At 65.1% G+C, this 20,930-nt stretch carries 21 protein-coding genes; 12 read left to right on the forward strand and 9 right to left on the reverse strand.

What is annotated here, in order from left to right; translation table 11 throughout:
• Window positions 1-126: 126 nt before the first annotated feature.
• Window positions 127-960, forward strand: coding sequence for an alpha/beta hydrolase (locus G6P99_RS19475; protein ID WP_029078535.1), 834 nt, complete (start codon window positions 127-129; stop codon window positions 958-960).
• A gap of 217 nt (window positions 961-1,177) precedes the next feature.
• Here the strand turns inward: G6P99_RS19475 and G6P99_RS19480 are convergent, their stop codons facing one another.
• From G6P99_RS19480 to G6P99_RS19500, 5 genes are all read right to left on the reverse strand, one after another.
• The gene (locus G6P99_RS19480) at window positions 1,178-2,779 is read right to left on the reverse strand and encodes a TRAP transporter large permease (protein ID WP_029078536.1); all 1,602 of its coding nucleotides are present in this window, start codon (window positions 2,777-2,779) and stop codon (window positions 1,178-1,180) included.
• On the reverse strand, window positions 2,776-3,315 hold the full coding sequence (locus G6P99_RS19485) for a TRAP transporter small permease subunit (protein WP_029078537.1): 540 nt from the start codon (window positions 3,313-3,315) through the stop codon (window positions 2,776-2,778). Before G6P99_RS19485 ends, G6P99_RS19480 begins: the two co-directional genes overlap by 4 nt.
• 318 nt (window positions 3,316-3,633) lie before the next feature.
• A complete protein-coding gene (gene moaA / locus G6P99_RS19490; protein WP_029078538.1) occupies window positions 3,634-4,668 on the reverse strand; it encodes a GTP 3',8-cyclase MoaA in 1,035 nt (344 codons plus the stop codon).
• Window positions 4,669-4,945: 277 nt separating this feature from the next.
• The gene (locus tag G6P99_RS19495; RefSeq protein ID WP_029078539.1) at window positions 4,946-5,431 is read right to left on the reverse strand and encodes a hypothetical protein; all 486 of its coding nucleotides are present in this window, start codon (window positions 5,429-5,431) and stop codon (window positions 4,946-4,948) included.
• Between the two features lie 160 nt (window positions 5,432-5,591).
• Window positions 5,592-6,272, reverse strand: a complete 681-nt coding sequence (locus G6P99_RS19500; protein WP_029078540.1) for an HAD hydrolase-like protein — start codon at window positions 6,270-6,272, stop codon at window positions 5,592-5,594.
• Window positions 6,273-6,349: 77 nt separating this feature from the next.
• Between G6P99_RS19500 and G6P99_RS19505 the strand changes: the two genes are divergently transcribed.
• The 6 genes from G6P99_RS19505 (at window position 6,350) to G6P99_RS19530 (ending at window position 11,694) form a co-directional block, all read left to right on the forward strand.
• A complete protein-coding gene (locus G6P99_RS19505; protein ID WP_029078541.1) occupies window positions 6,350-7,183 on the forward strand; it encodes an SDR family NAD(P)-dependent oxidoreductase in 834 nt (277 codons plus the stop codon).
• Between the two features lie 109 nt (window positions 7,184-7,292).
• The gene (rpiA, locus tag G6P99_RS19510; RefSeq protein WP_029078542.1) at window positions 7,293-7,991 is read left to right on the forward strand and encodes a ribose-5-phosphate isomerase RpiA; all 699 of its coding nucleotides are present in this window, start codon (window positions 7,293-7,295) and stop codon (window positions 7,989-7,991) included.
• 23 nt (window positions 7,992-8,014) lie between these two features.
• Entirely contained in the window at window positions 8,015-8,545 is a 531-nt protein-coding gene (locus G6P99_RS19515) for a DUF2059 domain-containing protein (RefSeq protein WP_029078543.1), read from the forward strand.
• Window positions 8,546-8,760: 215 nt separating this feature from the next.
• On the forward strand, window positions 8,761-10,146 hold the full coding sequence (gene gor / locus G6P99_RS19520; RefSeq protein WP_029078544.1) for a glutathione-disulfide reductase: 1,386 nt from the start codon (window positions 8,761-8,763) through the stop codon (window positions 10,144-10,146).
• A gap of 47 nt (window positions 10,147-10,193) precedes the next feature.
• On the forward strand, window positions 10,194-11,282 hold the full coding sequence (locus G6P99_RS19525) for an alpha/beta hydrolase family protein (protein WP_051346021.1): 1,089 nt from the start codon (window positions 10,194-10,196) through the stop codon (window positions 11,280-11,282).
• A gap of 223 nt (window positions 11,283-11,505) precedes the next feature.
• On the forward strand, window positions 11,506-11,694 hold the full coding sequence (locus G6P99_RS19530) for a DUF2934 domain-containing protein (RefSeq protein ID WP_029078546.1): 189 nt from the start codon (window positions 11,506-11,508) through the stop codon (window positions 11,692-11,694).
• A 136-nt stretch (window positions 11,695-11,830) separates the two neighbouring features.
• Here G6P99_RS19530 and G6P99_RS19535 read toward each other — a convergent pair whose 3' ends face one another.
• The gene (locus tag G6P99_RS19535) at window positions 11,831-12,139 is read right to left on the reverse strand and encodes a hypothetical protein (RefSeq protein ID WP_165123193.1); all 309 of its coding nucleotides are present in this window, start codon (window positions 12,137-12,139) and stop codon (window positions 11,831-11,833) included.
• 56 nt (window positions 12,140-12,195) lie between these two features.
• On the opposite strand from G6P99_RS19535, the gene G6P99_RS19540 reads away from it, so the two are divergent.
• Complete coding sequence (locus G6P99_RS19540) at window positions 12,196-12,549, forward strand: cupin domain-containing protein (RefSeq protein WP_029078547.1); 354 nt, start codon at window positions 12,196-12,198, stop codon at window positions 12,547-12,549.
• Between the two features lie 806 nt (window positions 12,550-13,355).
• Here G6P99_RS19540 and G6P99_RS19545 read toward each other — a convergent pair.
• Complete coding sequence (locus G6P99_RS19545; protein ID WP_165123195.1) at window positions 13,356-14,282, reverse strand: alpha/beta fold hydrolase; 927 nt, start codon at window positions 14,280-14,282, stop codon at window positions 13,356-13,358.
• 146 nt (window positions 14,283-14,428) lie between these two features.
• Between G6P99_RS19545 and G6P99_RS19550 the strand changes: the two genes are divergently transcribed.
• The 4 genes from G6P99_RS19550 (at window position 14,429) to G6P99_RS19565 (ending at window position 19,226) form a co-directional block, all read left to right on the forward strand.
• Entirely contained in the window at window positions 14,429-15,817 is a 1,389-nt protein-coding gene (locus tag G6P99_RS19550; RefSeq protein ID WP_029078548.1) for a class II 3-deoxy-7-phosphoheptulonate synthase, read from the forward strand.
• 29 nt (window positions 15,818-15,846) lie between these two features.
• Window positions 15,847-16,200: a diacylglycerol kinase gene (locus G6P99_RS19555; protein WP_165123196.1), complete on the forward strand. Its 354-nt coding sequence runs from the start codon at window positions 15,847-15,849 to the stop codon at window positions 16,198-16,200.
• Window positions 16,201-16,241: 41 nt separating this feature from the next.
• Window positions 16,242-17,387, forward strand: a complete 1,146-nt coding sequence (locus G6P99_RS19560; RefSeq protein WP_035976207.1) for an NAD(P)/FAD-dependent oxidoreductase — start codon at window positions 16,242-16,244, stop codon at window positions 17,385-17,387.
• 87 nt (window positions 17,388-17,474) lie between these two features.
• Window positions 17,475-19,226, forward strand: coding sequence for an NAD+ synthase (locus tag G6P99_RS19565; RefSeq protein ID WP_165123198.1), 1,752 nt, complete (start codon window positions 17,475-17,477; stop codon window positions 19,224-19,226).
• Window positions 19,227-19,229: 3 nt separating this feature from the next.
• On the opposite strand, the gene G6P99_RS19570 is transcribed toward G6P99_RS19565, so the two are convergent.
• Together G6P99_RS19570 and G6P99_RS19575 are read right to left on the reverse strand one after the other, a co-directional pair.
• A complete protein-coding gene (locus G6P99_RS19570; RefSeq protein ID WP_029078552.1) occupies window positions 19,230-20,393 on the reverse strand; it encodes a DUF2865 domain-containing protein in 1,164 nt (387 codons plus the stop codon).
• Between the two features lie 149 nt (window positions 20,394-20,542).
• Complete coding sequence (locus G6P99_RS19575) at window positions 20,543-20,851, reverse strand: hypothetical protein (RefSeq protein ID WP_029078553.1); 309 nt, start codon at window positions 20,849-20,851, stop codon at window positions 20,543-20,545.
• Window positions 20,852-20,930 lie beyond the last annotated feature (79 nt).

Genomic DNA, 20,930 nt, shown 5'->3' on the forward strand with positions numbered 1-20,930 from the left:
AAGCCTAAAATTTATAGGCATGAAATACATTCCCGCTGTGCCTCGGGCGTCCATGCTATTAGATTCCGTCAAGCTGCGTCGCATTTATCGGCGCTGACCCGCAGGTCCCCGAACGGACATCGGCCCATGATTTTCCATCAGGTTTCCGACTGGAATGATGCCTATGCCAACGCCGCCAACATCCCCGGCGGCGAACGCTGGCCGGGGGCGTGGGTGCAGCCGGCCGAGGCCTATCGTGATGAACTCCAGGGTACCGCCCGCGCCAGGCTCGACATCAGCTACGGCGAGAGCGCACGGAACCGGTTTGACCTGTTCCTCCCGCAAGGTTCGCCCAAGGGCCTGGTCGTGTTTGTCCATGGTGGCTTCTGGCGCGCGCTCGACAAGAGCTACTGGTCGAACCTGGCGCGCGGCTCCGTCGACAGCGGCTATGCGGTGGCGATGCCGTCCTACACGCTGTGCCCTGCCGTTCGCATCGCGGACATCACGCGTGAGGTCGGCGCCGCGGTCGAGCGGGCCGCCTCGATGGTCGAGGGGCCGCTATTTCTGACAGGCCACTCCGCGGGCGGCCACCTGGTCACGCGCATGATCTCGGCGACGTCGCCGCTGCCGGATCAGGTGCGGGCGCGTATACAACACACGCTCTCGATTTCCGGCCTCCATGACTTGCGGCCGCTCATGAAGACCGCCATGACCGCCGATCTCAGGATTGATGAGGCGGAAGCATGGGCCGAAAGCCCGGCATTGCTGCAGCCATTGCCCGAGGCACGGGTGACCTGCTGGGTCGGCGGCGCGGAGCGTCCGGAGTTCATCCGTCAGAATGCCCTGCTGGCCAACATCTGGACCGGCCTCGGGGCGCGGACCTGCATCATCGAGGAACCCGGCCGGCATCATTTCGACGTCATTGACGGTCTTGCCGATCACCGTCATCCGATGGTCCGGGCCCTGTTGTCTGCCACCTAAGCGTTTTCGAGCGAAGTGGACGCCGGTTCGCGTGAAGAAAACGCGTCAAAACAAAAAGCTAGAGCGTCGGTTCTGATTCAATCAGAACCGAAAGTGCCCTAGCCGATCGGTGGTTGCTCCGAGCGCGTCAAGGTCGACCTGTCTCGCGACCGCCAAAACAAGCGAAAACCCCGGCGCGAAAGCCCCGGGGTTATTCCTTCTGAAGAAGCGAGGCGCGCTACTGCTTCGGTTGGCCGAAATCGAGCGGCGGCAGCTCGATCTGCGGCACCTCGATCTTGATCTTGCTGAGATCGACGTCGAGCGGCTTGTCGAGCAGGGCGGTCACCACGATCGGGAAAGCGATCACGATCGCCACCATGATCGCCTGCAGGCCGATCCAGGGCAGGGCGCCCCAATAGATGTCGGAGCTCTTGACCTCTTTCGGCGCCACGCCGCGCAAATAGAACAGCGCGAAGCCGAACGGCGGATGCAGGAACGAGGTCTGCATGTTGACGCAAAGCATGACGCCGAACCAGATCAGCGCGGCATCGGGTCCCACGACCGGCCCCAATACCTTCTGCGCGATCGGCGCGATCATCGGCAGGATGATGAAGGCGATCTCGAAGAAGTCGAGGAAGAACGCCAGGAAGAAGATGAAGAGGTTGATGAAGATCAGGAAGCCCCAGACGCCGCCGGGCAGCGAGGTCAGATGGTGCTCCAGCCAGACGCCGCCGGAGACGCCGAGGAACACCACCGAGAAGCAGGTCGAGCCGATCAGGATGAACACCACCATGGTGGAGAGGCGCATGGTCGACTCGTAGCCCTGCTTGATCAGGCCGCGCAGGTCGGGGATGCGGACGGCTTCGAGACAGAGCCAGACGACGGCGAGATAGACCACCGCGAAAGTCAGCTTGAACAGCTTTCCATCGCCGACGAGCATTCCGATGATCGTGCCGATGCCCGTGGCGGCGATGCCGATCAGCAGCATCTTGTGGCCCGTGTTGCTCAGATCCTTGTGGTGGATCGCGGCGAGAACGATGGCGCCGATCGCACCCATCGCGCCGGCTTCCGTCGGCGTCGCCAGGCCGAGCATCATGGTGCCCAGCACCACGAAGATCAGCACGGCCGACGGAATGATGCCCATCAGGCATTTGCGCCAGAGCGGCCAGCCCGTCAGCGTCCGCGCTTCCTTAGGAACCGCAGGGACGTGACTTGGCTTGAAGATGCCGAGCAGGAACGTGTAGCCGGCGAACAGGGCGATCTGGAGCACCGACGGTCCCCAGGCGCCGAGATACATGTCGCCGACCGACTTGCCGAGCTGGTCGGCCATCACGATCAGCACCAGCGAGGGCGGCACCAATTGGGTGATGGTGCCGGAGGCGGCCAGCACGCCGGTGATGTAGCGCACATTGTAGCCGTAACGAAGCATCACCGGCATCGAGATCAACGCCATGGCGATGACTTGCGCCGCCACCGTGCCGGTGATTGCGCCGAGGATGAATCCGACGATGATCACGGAGTAGCCGAGGCCGCCGCGGATCGGGCCGAACAGCTGGCCCATCGAATCCAGCATGTCCTCGGCCAGCCCGCATCGCTCCAATATCGCGCCCATGAAAGTGAAGAACGGAATCGCCAACAGCAATTCGTTGGAGAGCACGCTGCCGAAAATGCGGCCCGGAATGGCCTGCAGGAAGTTCATGTCGAAGAAGCCGAGATAGATCGACAGGAAGCCGAACGACAGCCCGAGCGCGGCCAGCGTGAAGGCTACCGGGAATCCGATCAACATGGCCAGAATCAAGCCGCCGAACATCAGTGGCGGCATCATTTCCAGCGTGATCATTGGGTCGGCCTCTCATACTTCGCATCGATCACGACGTAACCCTTCAGTGCAGCGATGCGCTTGATCACTTCGGAGACGCCTTGCAGCGCCAGGAAAACGAAGCCCACGGGAACAACGAGCTTGATCGGCCAGCGAACCAGCCCGCCGGCATTGCTCGAAATCTCACCCACTTCGTAGGCTTGATAGAAGAACGGCCAGGACAGATAGCTGAGCAACAGGCACGACGGGATCAGGAAGAACAGCGTTCCGATCATGTCGAGCCAGAGTTGGCCGCGCTCGGACAGCATGAGATAGAGAATTTCGACGCGAACATGCTCGTTCTTTTTGAAGGTATAGGAGGCGCCGAACATCACGAAGACGGCGAACATGTACCACTGCAATTCGAGCCAGCTGTTGGAGCTGTAGCCGAACGCGTAGCGGATCATCGCGTTGGCGGCGCTCACCACGCAGGCGGCGAGCACGAGCCAATTACAGATGCCGCCCAATTTCTCATTAAGCAGATCGATAACCGTACTGAGTGCCAGCAATGGGCGCATCACGATCTCCACGGTCGCGCCCTCTGCGCGCCGAATACGTTCTCAACCATCATCTGGCCGCCGTGCGTATGCGCACGGAGCCACGGCTCACTTTCAGGAGCAGTTGCAAACGTTCGTCCTCCCCCGAAATCCGCTTCAGCCGTTCTTGGCTGCACGGGGGCAGCGGCCTATCCTGGCCAGACTAGCGTGGAAGCTAAGGCACCAAATCAGCGCCGTGGAACGCCGTCAATCGGAAAATGGGCAAATTGACACGCGGGCAAATCATTGTCCCGCCTTGGCAATCAGGCGGCACTCAGGGCGTTGGGGAGGGGCCGGAGTCTAGCCGCCGGTCACGCTCATATGGCGGCTGACGCTCGGACGATTGTGGCGGCGGTCGATGATGAAATCGTGCCCCTTCGGCTTCAGCCCGATGGCGCGGTCGATCGCCGCCGACAGCAGCTCGTTGTCGTCGGAGGCGCGCAGCGGCCGGCGCAGGTCGGAGGCGTCCTCGTGGCCGAGGCAGGTGTGCAGCGTGCCGGTGCAGGTGATCCGCACCCGGTTGCAGGATTCGCAGAAATTATGGGTCATCGGCGTGATGAAGCCGAGCTTGCCGCCGGTCTCGGCGACCCGGACATAGCGGGCAGGGCCGCCGGTGTCGTCGGCGAGATCGGTCAGCGTGTAGTGCTTCTCGAGCCGCGCGCGCAGCAGCGACAGCGGCACGTACTGATCGATGCGGCCTTCGCCGATGTCGCCCATCGGCATCACCTCGATCAAGGTCAGGCCCATTGCCTTGCCGTGTGCCCATTGCATCAGCGCGGGGATCTCGTCCTCGTTCATGTTCTTCAGCGCGACCGCGTTGATCTTGACCGCGAGCCCCGCCGATCGCGCCGCCTCGATGCCCGACAGCACCTTGTCGATGTCGCCCCAGCGGGTGATGGCCCGGAATTTTACGGGGTCGAGCGTGTCGAGCGACACGTTGACGCGGCGCACGCCGCAATCGGCCAGCTCCTGGGCGAAGCGGGCGAGCTGCGAGCCGTTGGTGGTCAGCGTCAACTCGTCGAGCGCGCCCGTTGTCAGATGGCGCGACAGCGAGCGCACCAGGCCCATCACGTTGCGGCGGACCAGCGGCTCGCCGCCGGTGAGGCGGATCTTGCGCACGCCCTTGGCGACGAACGCCGAGCACAGACGGTCGAGCTCTTCCAGCGTCAACAGATCGGCCTTCGGCAGGAAGGTCATGTCCTCCGACATGCAGTAGAAGCACCGCAGGTCGCAGCGGTCGGTGACGGAGACGCGCAGATAGCGGATCGTGCGGCCGAACGGATCCGTCATCGGACGAAACAACGAGTCAGAATGCGCCTGCGTGGATCCGTTCATTCAACCCAAGCCTTCAACTAGGTCTTGCGACCTGTTTCCCTGCGTGCCGCGCCGTGATCGGCTCTGCACCGACAATCTATGCATGTTGGCTCGTTGTCACAATGCGTCCGTAAGGATGATCCGCAACATGTAACGCTGATTGCGCGCGCGATAGGTGAGCCATATCGCGTGATGCATCATCGCAATCGCCGATGTGTCTCCACAAAAACCAAAAACCCGGCTTTGGGCCGGGCTCTTGTGCACTGCAATCGTTTGCGATGTTCGACGCGCTTGCGCGCTAGCTTTTCGGAGCCGCAGCTGGCGGCGGCGCCGCGGCGGGAGCTGGGAACGCCGTGTCCGGAGCGGCGGCAGGGGCCGCGGCGGCCGGCTTCGGCTTCTTCTTTTTCGGGCGCATCGGCTTGCGTGCCGCACGCGGCGGCGGGCCGGCGGGTTGCAGCTCGGCGAACACCGGGCTCGGATCGAGTGCGGTAGTGGCCGGGCTCGTGAAGTCGCCCGGCGTGCGGGTCACCGTCACCGGCACCGTCGCCGGCTGGAACTTCGGCATGTTGAAGGTGACCGTGAAGTTCGCCTCCGGCGCCGGGATCGACACGGTGCAGGGCGTCTTGCAGCCCGGACCGAGCGAGGTCACGGCGTCCGCGCCCTGCGGGTTCGAATCCAGCTGCACCGGTACCGGCGGTGGCGCCGACTTGAACGAATCCAATGAGAAGGAGGAGCAGCCGGCCAGGCTCAGCCCGGCGGCCGCAATGACGATGATACGACGCATGATCCACACTCTACTGCGGCAATCAGCCACAATCCCCGGCCGGACCATAGGGGCGTCGGAACAGGGGCGCAACCGGGGGAGGCCTGTTCGTTAAAGGATGGTTAACAGCAGAATCGCATGGCAAATTATTGCCAAGCGATATCAATGTTTTGCAGGATATTTATGCCGCGATGAGGCTGGCGACGGCGTCGGGCAGATCGCGCATATGGCTGATCAGCCGGTCGGGCTTCAGCTCGGTCATCGGTACGTCGGTATAGCCGAAATCGACGCCGATCACCGGGACCTGGGCCCGCCGCGCAACCCCGACATCGGGGCCGGCATCGCCGACCATGATGGCGCCCGGCAGCCGGCCGCCGGCGCGGGCCACCGTCTCGCGCAGGAACGCCGGATCGGGCTTGGCGACGCCGAACGTGTCCTGGCCGCAGATCGCGGCAAAGCGCGAGGTCAGGCCGAGCCGGTCGAGCAAAAGCTTCGACAGCCATTCCAGCTTGTTGGTGCAGACCGCGAAGCGATGGCCCTTGGCCGCCAGCCTGTCGAGCGCGGCCTCGAGCCCGTCGAACGGGCGCGAGCCGTCGGCGATGTGCTCGGCGTAATAGTCGACGAAATCCTTGGTCAAACGGTCGAGGTCGCCAACGCTGACCGCGCGTCCGTCCACCTCGAGGCCGCGTTCCAAAAGCTTGCGCGCGCCGGCGCCGATCATGTTGCGGGCCGCGGCCAGCGGCACCGGCGGCAGATCCTCGCGGGCGAGCACATGGTTCAGCGCGCTGATCAGATCAGGCGCGGTGTCGACCAGCGTGCCGTCGAGATCGAACACGATGATGGGGGGAGAGGAGGCGGACATCACGCTTTTCGCTATCGGGCTGTGCGCCGCGATGCAAGAGTAGATGTGCGCGCGTCATGAAATTGGGGAGGCCTAGGATGCGGGAACTCGCCGGAAAAGCCGCTTTTGTCACCGGTGCGGCCAGCGGCATAGGACTGGCGATGGCAACCGCCTTCGCGGCAGAGGGCATGATGGTGATGCTGGCCGATGTCGAGACCGGCGCGCTGGACAAGGCGGTCGATGCGCTGCGTGCCACCGGCGCCGACGTTCAAGGCGTTGTCTGCGACGTCGCCGATCCCGACAGCGTCCAGGGTGCAGCGCAGGCTTCATTCCTCGCCTTCGGCAACGTTCACGTCCTCTGCAACAATGCCGGCGTCGCGGGCGGCGGCGGCATCGACCCGATCTCGCTCGACGACTGGCGCTGGGTGATCGACGTCAATCTGATGGGCGTCGTGCACGGCTTGAGGAGCTTCCTGCCGCATATCCGCAGGCATGGCGAAGGCGGCCATATTGTCAACACGGCATCGATGGCCGGGATGAATGCCGGGCTCGGTCTCAGCCCCTATTCCGCCACCAAGTTCGCCATCGTCAGCATGTCGGAGGGGCTCGCGGCGCAACTCAGGCCGCTCGGCATCGGCGTCAGCGTGCTCTGTCCGAGCTATGTGCGCACCCGGATCGCCGAAAGCGGGCGCAACCGCCCCGAGCAGTACGGCCCGTCCCGCCAGTTCGCTCCGGACAGCCCCGCGGCTGCGATCATCGCCGAGATCGCGCGCCGCCTGGAAGCCGGTCTCGATCCGGCATCGGTTGCGGCCCGCGTCGTGAGCGCGATTCACGACGATCAGTTCTATGTTTTCACCCATCCCGGGATGCGGGCCGAGGTCGAAGAGCGTTTTTCGGCGATTTTGGCCGCGATGGATGCCGTTTCGGCCTGAAGACGAGCCCGGATGCCGCTATTCCTGCCCGTGAATCGAGGCTAGATATGCGCCCGCCGGGCCGCCGATTGGCGCGCCCGCAACTGCGGAAACCGGGGGCTAGCGGCACGTGGACATGGACGCACTGAAACGCCAGGCGGCGGCGCGCGCGCTCGAAGAGGTGCGAGACGGCATGAAGCTCGGGCTCGGCACCGGGTCGACCGCCAAGCATTTCGTCGAGCTGCTCGGCGACAAGGTCCGCGCCGGCATGAAGGTGATCGGTGTGCCGACCTCGGAGGCGACCCGCGCGGATGCGATCCGCTGCGGCGTGCCGCTGACCACGCTGGACGAGATCGACCATCTCGACCTCACCATCGACGGCGCAGACGAGATCGACCCCGCGCTCAACCTGATCAAGGGCGGCGGCGGCGCGCTGTTGCGCGAGAAGATCGTGGCGGCCGCCAGTGATCGCATGATCGTGATCGCGGACGACAGCAAATGGGTCGACGTGCTCGGCCGTTTTCCGCTGCCGGTCGAGGTGATCCCGTTTGGCCTCGCCGCGACGCAGGCCGCGATGGCGCGGGCGTTCACTGATGCCGGCGTGTCCGGCCAAATGGTCATCCGTAAGGGCAAGGACGGTCACGCTTTTGTCACCGATGGCGGCCACTGGATCATCGATGCCCATCTCGGCCGGATCGGCGACCCGCCGCGTCTGGCCGGTCTGCTCAGCGTGATTCCGGGCGTGGTCGAACATGGTCTGTTCATCGGGCTTGGCAGCGTCGCCGTTCTGGCCGGCGCACAGGGAATTCGGGTTGTTGAACGGCGATGACGCCGCAAGCAAGGAGACTTGGAATGAAGCGTTTCTCGGGACTTTTGTCGGCTGTGGCCCTGTCGGCCGGCCTCGCGTTCGCGGCCGCGCCGGCGATGGCGCAGCAGCCGCCCGCTGCGCCCAGCGTCAAGCAATCGACCCCTGCGGCGATTGGGTACGCCAAGGAAATCCTGACGATGAAGAACGTGCAGGTGATGTATGCCGGCGCCGTGCCGGGCATCATCGAGAAGACCAAGACCGGTCTGCTCCAGCAATACCTCAACTACCAGAAGGATCTCGACGAGGTCGCGGTGATCGTCGCCAAGGCCTACGCCGGCCGCGAGAAGGAGATCGGCGACGGCATGGCGCAGATCTACGCCGCCGAGTTCACCGAGCAGGAGCTGAAGGACCTCGTGACGTTCTACAAGACGGCGCTCGGTCAGAAACTTTTGATCTCGGAGCCAAAGGCAATCAACGACTCCCTGCAATATATGCAGCAGTGGGCGCAGCAGTTTGGCGTGCAGGTCAACGCCCAGTTCAAGGCCGAGATGAAGAAGCGCGGCAAGGATATCTAAGCGCGCCATGTGACCTCGCCCCGCTTGCGGCGGCTATCGCATATGGCGTGTCAGGCGCTTTGGCCCTGACGTTTCCGCATCCGTCATGGCCGGGCTTGTCCCGGCCATCCACGTCTTTCTTGCTGCGGAAACCAAGACGTGGATGCCCGGGACAAGCCCGGGCATGACGAGTGATGAGGACAGCGCGGGGCGAGGCGTAGTGAGAGAGGGTTGCCATGGCCGAGTATGACGTCGACCTGTTTGTCATCGGTGGCGGTTCGGGCGGGGTTCGCGCCGCGCGCATCGCCGCCAATTATGGCGCCAGGGTCATGGTCGCCGAAGAGTACCGGATGGGCGGCACCTGCGTGATCCGCGGCTGCGTGCCGAAGAAACTGTTCGTGATCGGCAGCCACGTCCACGACGAGATCGAGGACGCGGCCGGCTTCGGCTGGCGCATCGGCCAGGTCTCGTTCGACTGGGCCACTCTCGTCGCCAACAAGGACAAGGAGATCGCCCGGCTCGAGGCTGCCTACACCACCAATGTCGAGAAATCAGGCGCGCGGATCGTGAAGACCCGCGCGGTGCTGGAGGATGCCCACACGCTCCGCCTCGCCACCGGCGAAAAGGTGACCGCGAAATACATCCTGATCGCGACCGGCGGCGCGCCCAACCACGGGCCGGCCGTACCTGGCATCGAGCACGTGATCTCCTCGAACGAGGCGTTTCACCTCAAGGAGCTGCCGAAGCGGATCGTGATCCAGGGCGGCGGCTATATCGCGCTGGAGTTCGCCGGCATCTTCAATGGCTACGGCTCCGACGTGACCGTGATCTACCGCGGAGACAACATCCTGCGCGGCTTCGACGAGGACGTGCGCAAGCATGTCCGCGCCGAGATGGAGAAAAAGGGCATCACCATCATCACCGGCTGCACGGTGGCGAAGGTCGACAAGCACGGCCATGATTTCACCACCCATCTGTCGAGCGGATCGAGCATCGCCTCCGACCAGGTGATGTTCGCGATCGGCCGGCATCCGAACGTCGGCCATCTCGGGCTCGAGGCTGCCGGCGTCGCCATCAATCCCGCCAATGGCGGCATCCAGGTCGATGCCTGGTCGAAGACCTCGGTCGACAACATCTATGCGGTCGGCGACGTCACCCACCGCACCAATCTGACTCCCGTCGCGATCCGCGAGGGCCATGCCTTCGCCGACACCGTGTTCGGCAAGCGCCCGGTCGCGGTCGACCACGCGACGATCCCGACCGCGGTGTTCTCGCAGCCCGAGGTCGGCACGGTTGGCCTGACGGAAGAAGAGGCGCGGGCGCAGTTTTCCCACGTCGACATCTACAAGACCGATTTCCGCCCGATCAAGGCGACGATGTCCGGCCGCGACACCCGGGTGCTGATGAAGCTCGTGGTCGACGGTGTGAGCGACCGCGTGCTCGGCTGCCACATCGTCGGCGACTGCGCCGCCGAGATCACCCAGGCGGTCGCGATCGCCGTGAAGATGAAGGCGACCAAGGCCGATTTCGACGCCACCGTCGCGCTGCATCCGACCGCCTCCGAAGAGCTGGTGACGATGCGGACGCCAACCGCGCGGCACGTGCGGCAGGCGGCGGAGTAGGGGGCTGCCGTCGCGAGATTTCTCCCGGATCAGAGGGAAGCGTCTCGATGAGGTTTCTGGTGCTGTGGCTGATCCTCGTCGCAGCACCGGGCCTCGCGCGTGCCGAGGACGCAATATTCAAGGTCGGCGTCACCACGCGCGATTTCACTCTGGCCGAACCTTACGATTGGCGCGGTGCCAGCGTGCATGCGCTCCGCGCCACCATCTGGTACCCGGCCGCGGCCGATGCGCGCGAGCAACCGCAATGGATCGGGCCGCGCATCGTCCCGTTCATCAGCACCGGCAGCGCCGCGCCTGATGCGACGCCGGCGGCGGGGCTCCGCCACCCGCTGATCCTGCTGTCCCACGGTTTTGGTGGCTCGGCGTCCAATCTGGCCTGGCTCGGCGCGGGGCTTGCGGCGCACGGATTCATCGCCGTTGCGGTCAACCACCCCGGCAACAACGGATCCGAGCGCACGACCGTCGACGGTTATGCGCTGACGTGGTTGCGCGCGGTCGATCTCAGCGCGCTGATCGACGCCATGCGCGCCGACAGCACGTTCGGCGACCGGATCGACCCGGCGCGGATCGGCGCCGCCGGCCATTCGTATGGCGGCTACACCGTGATCGCTATCGCCGGCGGCATCACAGATCCGGAACGGACTCCGGCATTCTGCCGCTCGCCCGCCGCCGATGCGCTGTGCACGTCGCAGTCGGGCGCGACAGAGCTGCGCCAGAAGAGCGTGTTGCGTTTGACGACCGATCCTGATTTCCGGCAGCGCTACAGTCTGGCCGGCCAGTCCTATCGCGACGAGCGCGTTCGCGCCGTGTTCGCGATGGCGCCGGGGCCGGTGCCGGCCTTCACGCCGGAGAGCCTTGCCGGCATATCGATCCCGATCGCGATCGTCGCGGGAAGCGCCGACGAGATCACGCCCATAGCCTCAGGCGCCGAGGCGCTCGGCAAAGCTGTTCCCCATGCGACGCTGAAGCTGTTTCCGCATGCGGGCCACTTTGTCTTCTTCGGGACCTGTACCGCGATAGGGCGCCTGGTCATCGGGGGGACCGTATGCCGCGATCCCGACGGCACCGACCGCGACGCAGTTCATGCCGAGACCATCAGCCTTGCGCGCGATTTCTTCACGGCGAACCTGCGCTGAGCGGACTGCGCCAGGCGGCGGAGTAGGGGGCTACCCGCACGCCGCCGGTGCGTGGTGGGTAATCGCGCGACCCGGCGCCCGCCACCACACAATCTGATTGCTCCCGGCCGCGCCGCGTCGCAGACTGCGGCGGCGCACCATATCGCGCGCGTTTTGGAACGTTGTGCCGGACTGGAAGTTCCCCTTTCAAACGATTTGATATTCGCGATTAAGGGAGCCGCTCATGAAAGGTCCCACCGAGCAGGAGATCAGGACCCGAGCCTACGAGTTGTGGAAGGACGCCGGCGAACCGCACGGCAACATGGATCAGCTCTGGTATCAGGCCGAGAGAGAACTTTTGGCGCGCAAGGCCGCCAATGGCGAGACGCCCTGCGGGATGAACGGCCATCACAAGCCAACGTCAGTCCAGTAGAGAGCCGGATCGCGCTCGACGCAATCGACGGCATGCGATCGCCGCGTCCATCGGGCGCGGCGATCGCATCTCGCTTCCCGCTTCCCGGCGATACGATTCGAGATCACCTCGAAGCCGGCGAGGCAACCCACCGGCGCTAGGAACGTCTCTCTGCCGCGGACATTGACATCGGTGTCCCAAACGACGGGAGGAAAGAAATGATCCGACCGATTGCCGTTGCTCTTTCAGTTCTCATCGCCTCGACGTCCCTTGCCTTCGCGCAGGCAAGCTCGAGCTCCAGCGGCAGCGCAAGCTCCAGTGGCAGCGCGAGTTCGAGCAAGAGTTCGAGCGGTTCGGGCAGCGCCCAGGGCTCAGCCTCGACGACGGGACAAGGGCAGCCACAGAAACCGCCGAGCGCAACAGACAAGTAATCAAGGAGGCCGCAGGAGTAAGCGGCCTCTTTCATGTGTGGTCTTCAGGCTGCCATCGATCGCCTTCAATCTGGCGAGCCCGGAGGCATCCATGAACGACGCGATCGATCTCGCACAAAAGCTGTCGACCTTTTCCGACCACTGGTCGCCGCGCACCGTCGCGCAATTCAACGCCTGCGACGTCATGGTGGTGAAGGTGCAGGGCGAGTTCGTCTGGCACAAGCACGACGACACCGACGACTTCTTCCTCGTCCTGAAAGGCGTGCTCGACATCGAGCTGCGCGACCGCACGGTGACGCTGAGAGAGGGCCAGATGTTCATCGTGCCGAAGGGCGTGGAACACAGGCCCGTCGCACGGGAGGAGGTGCATCTGCTGCTGATCGAGCCTACGGGGACGCCGAACACCGGCGATGGCGAGACGGCCGCGCCGCGCAAGCTGGTCTGAGGCCTTCAGTTCACCGCGACAAAAAAAGGGCTCCAGCACTTGACCGGGACGGACAGCGCTGGAGCCGTCAAGTAAGCGCCCATGTTCGATCCGCCGGGTGACGACAGCTACGTAGCGAGGTGGGTGCGGGTTTCAGTGTTGAGAGAAGTTGATCAACGGGCGTTGCTCTGCGCCAAAGCGCGAAATTCATAAGTCCAATCAAAGCGATCACCCCTGTCCAGTGCCCTCGCGGAAAATATTCCGCTTGGCGTTCGACCCAACTCAGATGTTCAATCTGGCCGTCTCACCCGATTGAGGGGCGCGTCGCGGTCGTCACGAGTGTTGCGGTGGACGCCGCGCATGCGAGAGACGAAGTGCATGTGAGGCGGACCCCGTCACCCTGAGGAGCGCGTAGCGCGTCTCGAAGGGTCGACGGCCACCAGCCGGGCCGTGCATCCTTCGAGGCTCGCCCAGTGGCGCAAGTACGCCGCAAGGCTCGCACCTCAGGATGACGGGGTCGATAGCCGTCATGCGAGCGAAGCAATGACGCCGCGGCCCATCGGTTCAATAACCACTGCCTCTGGAATACTGGATCGCCCGGTCGAGCTGGGCGATGACACCGGAGGTGGGGTACGCCAATGAAGCTGCGAGCGACGCTACAAACGACCGCGCGAGAACCATCCGCATCGTCGTCCTGGCGAAAGCCAGGACCCATTACCCCAAATGTTCGTTGCTGCACGACGCTGGGGCCGCGATCCCGTTCACAAACAAATGCGGTGGTTATGGGTCCTGGCTTTCGCCAGGACGACGGTGGTGAAAATTTGCGGCTACCCCTCCGCCTCGAGCCACTCCGCGGCGCCGCGCCACAGTGCGTCGCGGTGTTCGCTGCTGAAGAAGCCGAAATGGCCGATCGTCTTGACGCCGGCGTCAGTGGGGTGGATCGAGATGATCTCCGGCGTGGTCGAGGTGAACGCGGAGCACAACAGCTCGACCGCCGGACGCGTCGCCCAGGTGTCGTCGGTCATGCTGATGGCGCGGAGCTTGCCCTTGAACTTTGGAAAATTCTCGCGCGCGGCCAACGTCGTGTCGTCGAGCAGATAGCGCTCGCGCATCACCCAGCGGGTCCATTGCTCGAACACGCCCCTCGGCAGGTCCATGCCGAGCCCGGCCCAGCCGGGCAAATAGCCGAGCGTGCGCGTCAGCGGCAGGCCGATGCCGTTCATGAAGGCTATGACGCGATAGCGCTCGGGCGAGGCCATCAGTTTCCAATATGCGGCTTGCGAGGCGATCAGCAGCACGCGCGGGATCTCGGCATTGTTCGGCAACAGGCCGAGCGCTTGGCCGCCGAAGGAGTGGCCGACATAGGCAAACGGCAGGCCGCGGTAGCGCTCGCGCATCCAGCTCACGGCGGCGGTGGCATCGAGCGCGGCCCAGTCCGCCATCGTGGCCTTGAAGCCGGCGAGCGACTTCGGCTTGTTGAGGCCGGTCGCCGCCATCGGCCGGCTATCGCCGGTGCCGCGGTAGTCGTAGGTCAGGACCGCCGCGCCGCGGCGGGCGAGGTAGCCGGCAAAGCCGCGATAGACTTTTCGGGACACGGCGGTCGCCGAATTGATCAGCACGGCGTGGCGCTTGGCACCGCGCGGCAGGAACAGCGTCGCGGCGAGCGGATAGCCGTCCGCGGCCGGCACGACGATGTCGTCGCTAAAAACGTCGTCAAGCGTGGCGGAGGCCACGGCGATTTCCCTGGCATTCATGGTATGGTCCAGCAAAGGCGAATCCGCATTTTCCTGCAAGAGTTTGACGGGATTGCAGGAATCCTTCTAGCGGGGGAGCGGGCGGCTGTGTATAAGCCGGGCTTTCCCGTCGATTAAGTCGCGGTTTTTGCTCAGGAGTTGACCTCATGTCCGAGCGGTGGACACCCGATAGCTGGCGCGCCAAGAAGGTGCTGCAGGTGCCCGATTATCCCGATGCCAAGGCATTGGCCGATGTCGAGGCCCAGCTTGCGACCTTTCCGCCGCTGGTGTTCGCCGGCGAGGCGCGCAGCCTGAAGAAGGCACTGGGGCGGGTCGCCGCCGGCGAGGCCTTCCTGTTGCAGGGCGGCGACTGCGCCGAGAGCTTCGCCGAGCATGGTGCCAACAACATCCGCGACTTCTTCCGCGTGCTGCTGCAGATGGCGGTCGTGCTGACCTATGCCGGCGCGCTGCCGGTGGTGAAGGTCGGCCGCATCGCCGGTCAATTTGCAAAGCCGCGCTCGTCGCCGACCGAGAAGCAGGGCGACATCGAGCTGCCGAGCTATCGCGGCGACATCGTCAACGACATCGCCTTCACGCCGGAAGCGCGCATCCCCGATCCGCAGCGCCAGCTGATGGCCTACCGGCAGTCGGCCGCGACGCTGAACCTGCTGCGCGCCTTCGCCACCGGCGGCTTCGCCAATCTCGGCAGCGTGCATCAATGGATGCTCGGCTTCCTGAAGGATTCGCCGCAGTCCCGCCGCTACAAGGAGCTGGCCGACCGCATCTCGGATGCGCTGAACTTCATGCGCGCCTGCGGCCTCGACCTCGAGAGCCATCCCGAGCTGCGCGCCACCGATTTCTACACCAGCCACGAGGCGCTGCTGCTCGGCTACGAGCAGGCGATGACGCGGGTCGATTCCACCACCGGCGACTGGTACGCGACCTCCGGCCACATGATCTGGATCGGCGACCGCACCCGGCAGCTCGATCACGGCCATGTCGAATATTTCCGCGGCATCAAGAACCCGATCGGCCTGAAATGCGGCCCGTCGCTGAAGCCGGACGAGCTGTTGAAGCTGATCGACATCCTCAACCCCGACAACGAGCCGGGACGGCTGACGCTGATCAACCGCTTCGGCGCCGACAAGGTCGGCGACCATCTGCCGGGCCTGATCCGCGCCGTGCAGCGGGAAGGGCGCGTCGTGGTGTGGTCGTGCGATCCGATGCACGGCAACACCATCACCTCGACCTCGGGCTACAAGACCCGGCCGTTCGACCGCGTGCTGTCGGAGGTGAAGTCGTTCTTCCAGGCCCATGCCGCCGAGGGCACCCATGCCGGCGGCGTGCATCTGGAGATGACCGGGCAGGACGTCACCGAATGCATCGGCGGCGCCCGCGCCATCACCGATGAGGATCTCAACGACCGCTACCACACGGTCTGCGATCCCCGTCTCAACGCCGAACAGTCGATCGACATGGCCTTCCTGATCGCCGAACTGCTGAAGCAGGAGCGCGCCGGCAAGGTCAAACCGATGCCGGCCGCTGCGGGGTTGTGATTTGGGGCAGGTGACTTGGGGACAGTGACTTGCTGAGGTTCTGGCGGGCCACCATCAACTCGCGCAACGGGCTGGCGTTCGCCATTCGCTCGGAGCAGGCGATTCGCGAGGAGGTGGTGGCGCTCGTGCTGTCGCTGCCGCTGGCCTGGCTGGTCGGCGCCACCGTGATGCGCCGGGTCGAACTGGTCGCGACTGTGGTGCTGGTGCTGGTGATCGAGCTGCTCAACACCGCGATCGAGAAGCTCTCCGACCGCCTGACCATGGATCACGATCCGCAGATCGGCCGGGTCAAGGACATGGGCTCGGCCGCGGTCGGCGTCGCGCTGGTGATGGCCGGGGTGTTCTGGCTGTTCGCTCTCGCCGAGCGCATGGGGGCGTTCTGAGTCTGACCATGATCCGGAACGGCAAGGCGTAGGAGGTCATCGTGAGCGCCAACAAGGCGATCAAGCTTGCGGTGATCGGACGCGGTCTGATCGGATCGGCGGCTGCGCGACATCTGGCCAAAATGGGCCACGACGTTGCACTGATCGGGCCCGATGAGCCGGCCGATTTTTCGCAGCACAGCGGCGTCTTTGGCAGCCATTACGATGAAGGCCGCATCACGCGGACCTACGATCCGGGAGCGTTCTGGCGGCAGGCGAACCGCGCTGCGATTTCGCGCTACGGCGAGATTTCCGCTGAGAGCGGTGTCGAATTCTACCGCGAAGCCGGTGCGCTTCACGTCGGCAACAGCCAAACCACCGATGTCGCATCGGTCGGCACGATCTGCGCCGAAGACGGGATCGCTTGCGAAGAATTTCGTGATGCGGGGCTCGCCGAGCGATTTCCGTATCTCAAATCAACCGCGGGAATGCAGGGCTTTTTCGAGCCGCGCAATGCCGGATACATCTCACCGCGCCGCCTGGTCCGGGCGCAGACGATCGCGGCGGAGCGGGCAGGCGCGCGGATTATCGACGAAGTTGCGCTGGGGATTTCGGAGAACGGCTCCGGCGTGACGATCCGGACGCGATCGAGGAGCGTCGAGGCCGAGCGCGTTCTCGTCGCGGCAGGCGGGCACACCCAGTCGTTGCTTGGTCGCTCGCTGGGATTCACGGTCTATGCGCGCACCGCGGCGCTGTTTCGGCTCGGTGCGGCGGAGGTCCAGCGCCTCGCCGGAATGCCATCGATGCGTTGTCTGGGGCCCAAGGGCGACAATCCCTATATCCTGCCGCCGATCCTCTATCCGGACGGCCAGACCTGGTTGAAGCTCGGCGGTGATCCGGTCGACATTGCGCTCGACAGCGAGGCTGACATCAAGGACTGGTTCCGATCGGGCGGATCGGTTGACGTTGCTGATCACCTGCAAGAGCAGATCCTTGCCCGTATCAGCGACCTCAGGTTCGAGGAACGCCGCGTGGTGCCGTGCATGACCACCTTTGGCGACACGGGCTTGCCCTGCATCGGACCACTTTCCGAGCGGGTGACGGTCGCATTCTGCTGCTACGGCAAGAGCGCGAAATGTTCGGACGAATTGGGCCGGTTGGGTGGTATGGCGCTGCTCGGCGAGGTCAGAGCCGAGCTTGCGCCCTGACCAGCCCCCGACATGGTGCGATTTCTGCAATCGCACCATGACCGGACGACCATTGAAGTTTGCCCTTGTGCGGGACAACATGACGATATGAGCGAACAACAGATCAAGATCACCCTGGCGCAACTCAATCCGACGGTCGGTGACGTCACCGGCAACGCCGCGAAGGCGCGTGCCGCGCGCGAGAAGGCCAAGGCAGACGGCGCCGACCTTGTGGTGCTGTCGGAGCTGTTCGTCGCCGGCTATCCGCCGGAGGATCTGGTGCTCAAGCCGGCGTTCCAGTCGGCCTGCCGCGCCGCGATCGAGGAACTGGCGCGCGAAACCGCCGATGGCGGCCCGGCCATGCTGATCGGCACGCCCTGGGTCGAGGACGGCAAGCTCTACAATGCCTGCGCGTTGCTCGACGAGGGCCGCATCGCCGCGCTGCGCTACAAGGCCAATCTGCCGAACTATGGCGTGTTCGACGAGAAGCGGCTGTTCGCGCGCGGCCCGGCATCGGGCCCGGTGACGGTGCGCGGCGTTCGCATCGGCGTGCCGATCTGCGAGGACATCTGGCTCGAGGAGTCGGAGGAATACGAGAACGTCGTCGAGTGCCTCGCCGAGACCGGCGCCGAGATCCTGATCGTGCCGAACGGCTCGCCCTATGCCCGCGACAAGGCTGATCTGCGTCTCTCGATCGTGGTCGCGCGCGTCACCGAGAGCGGGCTGCCGCTGATCTATCTCAACGAGATGGGCGGCCAGGACGAATTGATCTTCGACGGCGCCTCGTTTGCGCTGAATGCCGATCTTTCGGTGGCAGCGCAGCTGCCGGCGTTCGAGGAGAACATCACGACGCTGATCTGGCGCAAGACGGCGGACGGCTGGCGCTGCAACGGGCCGATCACGCCGCAGCTCGAGGGCGACAAGGCCGACTACGCGGCCTGTGTGCTCGGGCTGCGCGACTATGTCCGCAAGAATGGCTTTCCCGGCGTGCTGCTCGGCGTCTCCGGCGGCATCGACTCGGCGCTGTGCGCGGCGATCGCGGTCGATGCGCTCGGCGCCGACAAGGTGCGCGGCGTGATGCTGCCGTTCCGCTACACCGCGCAGGTTTCGCTCGACGATGCCGCCATGCTCGCGACCGCGCTCGGCATCCGCTACGAGGTGCTGCCGATCGCCGACGCCGTCAACGGGTTCGAGGCGATTCTCGCGCCGGTGTTCAAGGGGCTGGAGCGCGACATCACCGAGGAGAATCTGCAGGCGCGCGCCCGCGGCACGCTGTTGATGGCGATCTCCAACAAGACCGGCGCCATGGTGGTGACGACAGGCAACAAGTCGGAAATGTCGGTCGGCTACGCCACGCTTTACGGCGACATGAACGGCGGCTTCAACCCGATCAAGGACATCTACAAGACCGAGGTGTTCCGCCTGTCGAGCCTGCGCAATGCCTGGAAGCCGGACGGCGCACTGGGACCGTCGGGCGAGGTGATTCCGGTCAACATCATCATCCGGCCGCCGACCGCGGAGTTGCGCGAGAACCAGACCGACCAGGATTCGCTGCCGCCCTATGACGTGCTGGATGCGATCCTCGAGCGGCTGGTGGAGCGCGAGGAGCCGCTTGCGACCATCATCGCCGCCGGCTTCGACCGCGACGTGGTGACCCGCATCGATCGCCTGCTCAACATCGCCGAATACAAGCGGCGGCAGGCCGCGCCGGGCGTGAAGGTAACGCGCAAGAATTTCGGCCGCGACCGCCGCTATCCCATCACCAACCGCTTCCGCGATTTCGGCCAGGCCTTGCCGGAGCCCGACGACAAGCTGGTGACCCGCACCTCGCGCGCGTCGGCCGAAGCGTTCGAGGGGTAAACCTTACTGCTTCTTCTGCGGAATAAAGGTCGGTCCGACGGTGCGGATCTGGCCGTCGCTCGCGGGCGCGGCCGGCGCCGTGGCGTCAGCGGCGGCAGGCTGCTGCGGCGCTGCCGCGGCCGGCGCACCCTTCTTGCCGGCGGCAGCCTTGGTCTGAGCCCGCTGCTGCATCTTCCGCGCGCTCTCCTCAGTGACGATGATGTCGCCCTGCTGCTCGGCGGACGCCTTGTCGTCGACGGCCTTCAGCGCCTCCGCCCAGCTCTGGCCGGCCGGCTTGCAGGAGCAGGACGGGTTGAACTCGGTGCGGTACTTGAAGGCGTTCGGCAGCGACGAGTAGGACTGGCCGTTGATCGAGACCGCCTGGTTGATGTCCTCGCCGGGATTCCGGTAGGTGAACAGGCTGGCTTCCGCGGCAGGGCACTGCGCCTTGCAAATTTGCTCGTCGGCGCCGAAGCGTGCCTGCGAGGTCGCGAACGAGATCGGGAAATAGGCGCCGTCGCAGGTGCGGACGCAGACCGTGCGGAAGGTGCCGGACTGCGCGCCATATTGCGCGTCGGGCGGGGGCAGCGGATTGGGATTGTTTTGGCCGCCGCCGAACAGGTTCTCGATAAAATTGCCGGGGCCGCGCGCCGCCGCGGCATATTGCGGGCCGCAATTGTTCTGCGCGAGCGCGGTCAGCACTGAGCGGCGCTGGTTCTCGCGGTCGGCGCCGCCGAGTCCGCCGGAGCGCAGCCGCTCCAGATTCGAGGTGATCTGGTCGAGATTGGCGCGCATCTGCTGGATCTGGGTGTTGACCGGACCGCACTGCGCCGAGTTGTTATTGAAGAGCGAAAAGAAGCCGGAACTGTCGCAGCCCATGCGCCGGGCCTGCGCCGTCACGCGATCGAGCTCGCCCTGCTGCCTTGTGGCCGCATCCTGATAGCGGCGGATTTGCTCGTCCTTGGCCGGATCGCCGGTGCCGCCGCCACGATCAATCGCCGCCAGCTGGCCTTCGAGCCGTCCGCACATCGGATTGGCTTGCGGATTTGCCTGCGCGCCCTGGGGGGCCGGGCCAGGCGGGCCCGGGGGCACCTGCGCGAAGGCGCCCGTGGCTGGCAGGGCGATGCCGGCCAGCACGGCGCCGGTCAGAAGCCAGCGAGAGAAGCGAGAACAGGGGCTATTGGGCATATCCGGCCATTAAAACGACGCCGCGCGGCGATCAACGCCAAAGCGCGCGGCCAAGCCGCTTGCAATAGCCGTTTCTCGGGGCAGCGTCACGTCGTTTCCGGGGCGCCGGTGTGGCAATAACCCCGCTTGACCAGCGGCTTGCCGCGGCCTCAGCGCTGGCAGGTGATGGCGACGTATTCGCCACAGACATTGCCGCTGCATTTCTCGTTCGCGGCGTGCGGAACCGCGCCGGTGATCTCGTCCGGATCGACGCGGCGGTAATTGGTGGCCTGCGCAAAATCGCGTGACTGGCAATAGGCGCGGGCGGCGGAGGCGCCGCAGCGGTCGCCGCGCGCCAGACATTGGTCGATGCCGTAGCCGTCGGCCTGGTTGGCGATGATGAAGACGCGGCTGTCGGCTAGCGCGGCCGAGGAGACAAGGAAGAACGTGCAGGCAATCAATGCTGAAATGGGCCGCATGGTGCACCAGTGAAAATGGCGGGGAATCCGCTGGCCCTCCCGATACGCCCAAATGCTCAATAATGATTAACCATGAGGG

This window comes from Bradyrhizobium sp. 6(2017) (genome assembly GCF_011058295.2).
Lineage (GTDB): Bacteria > Pseudomonadota > Alphaproteobacteria > Rhizobiales > Xanthobacteraceae > Bradyrhizobium > Bradyrhizobium septentrionale.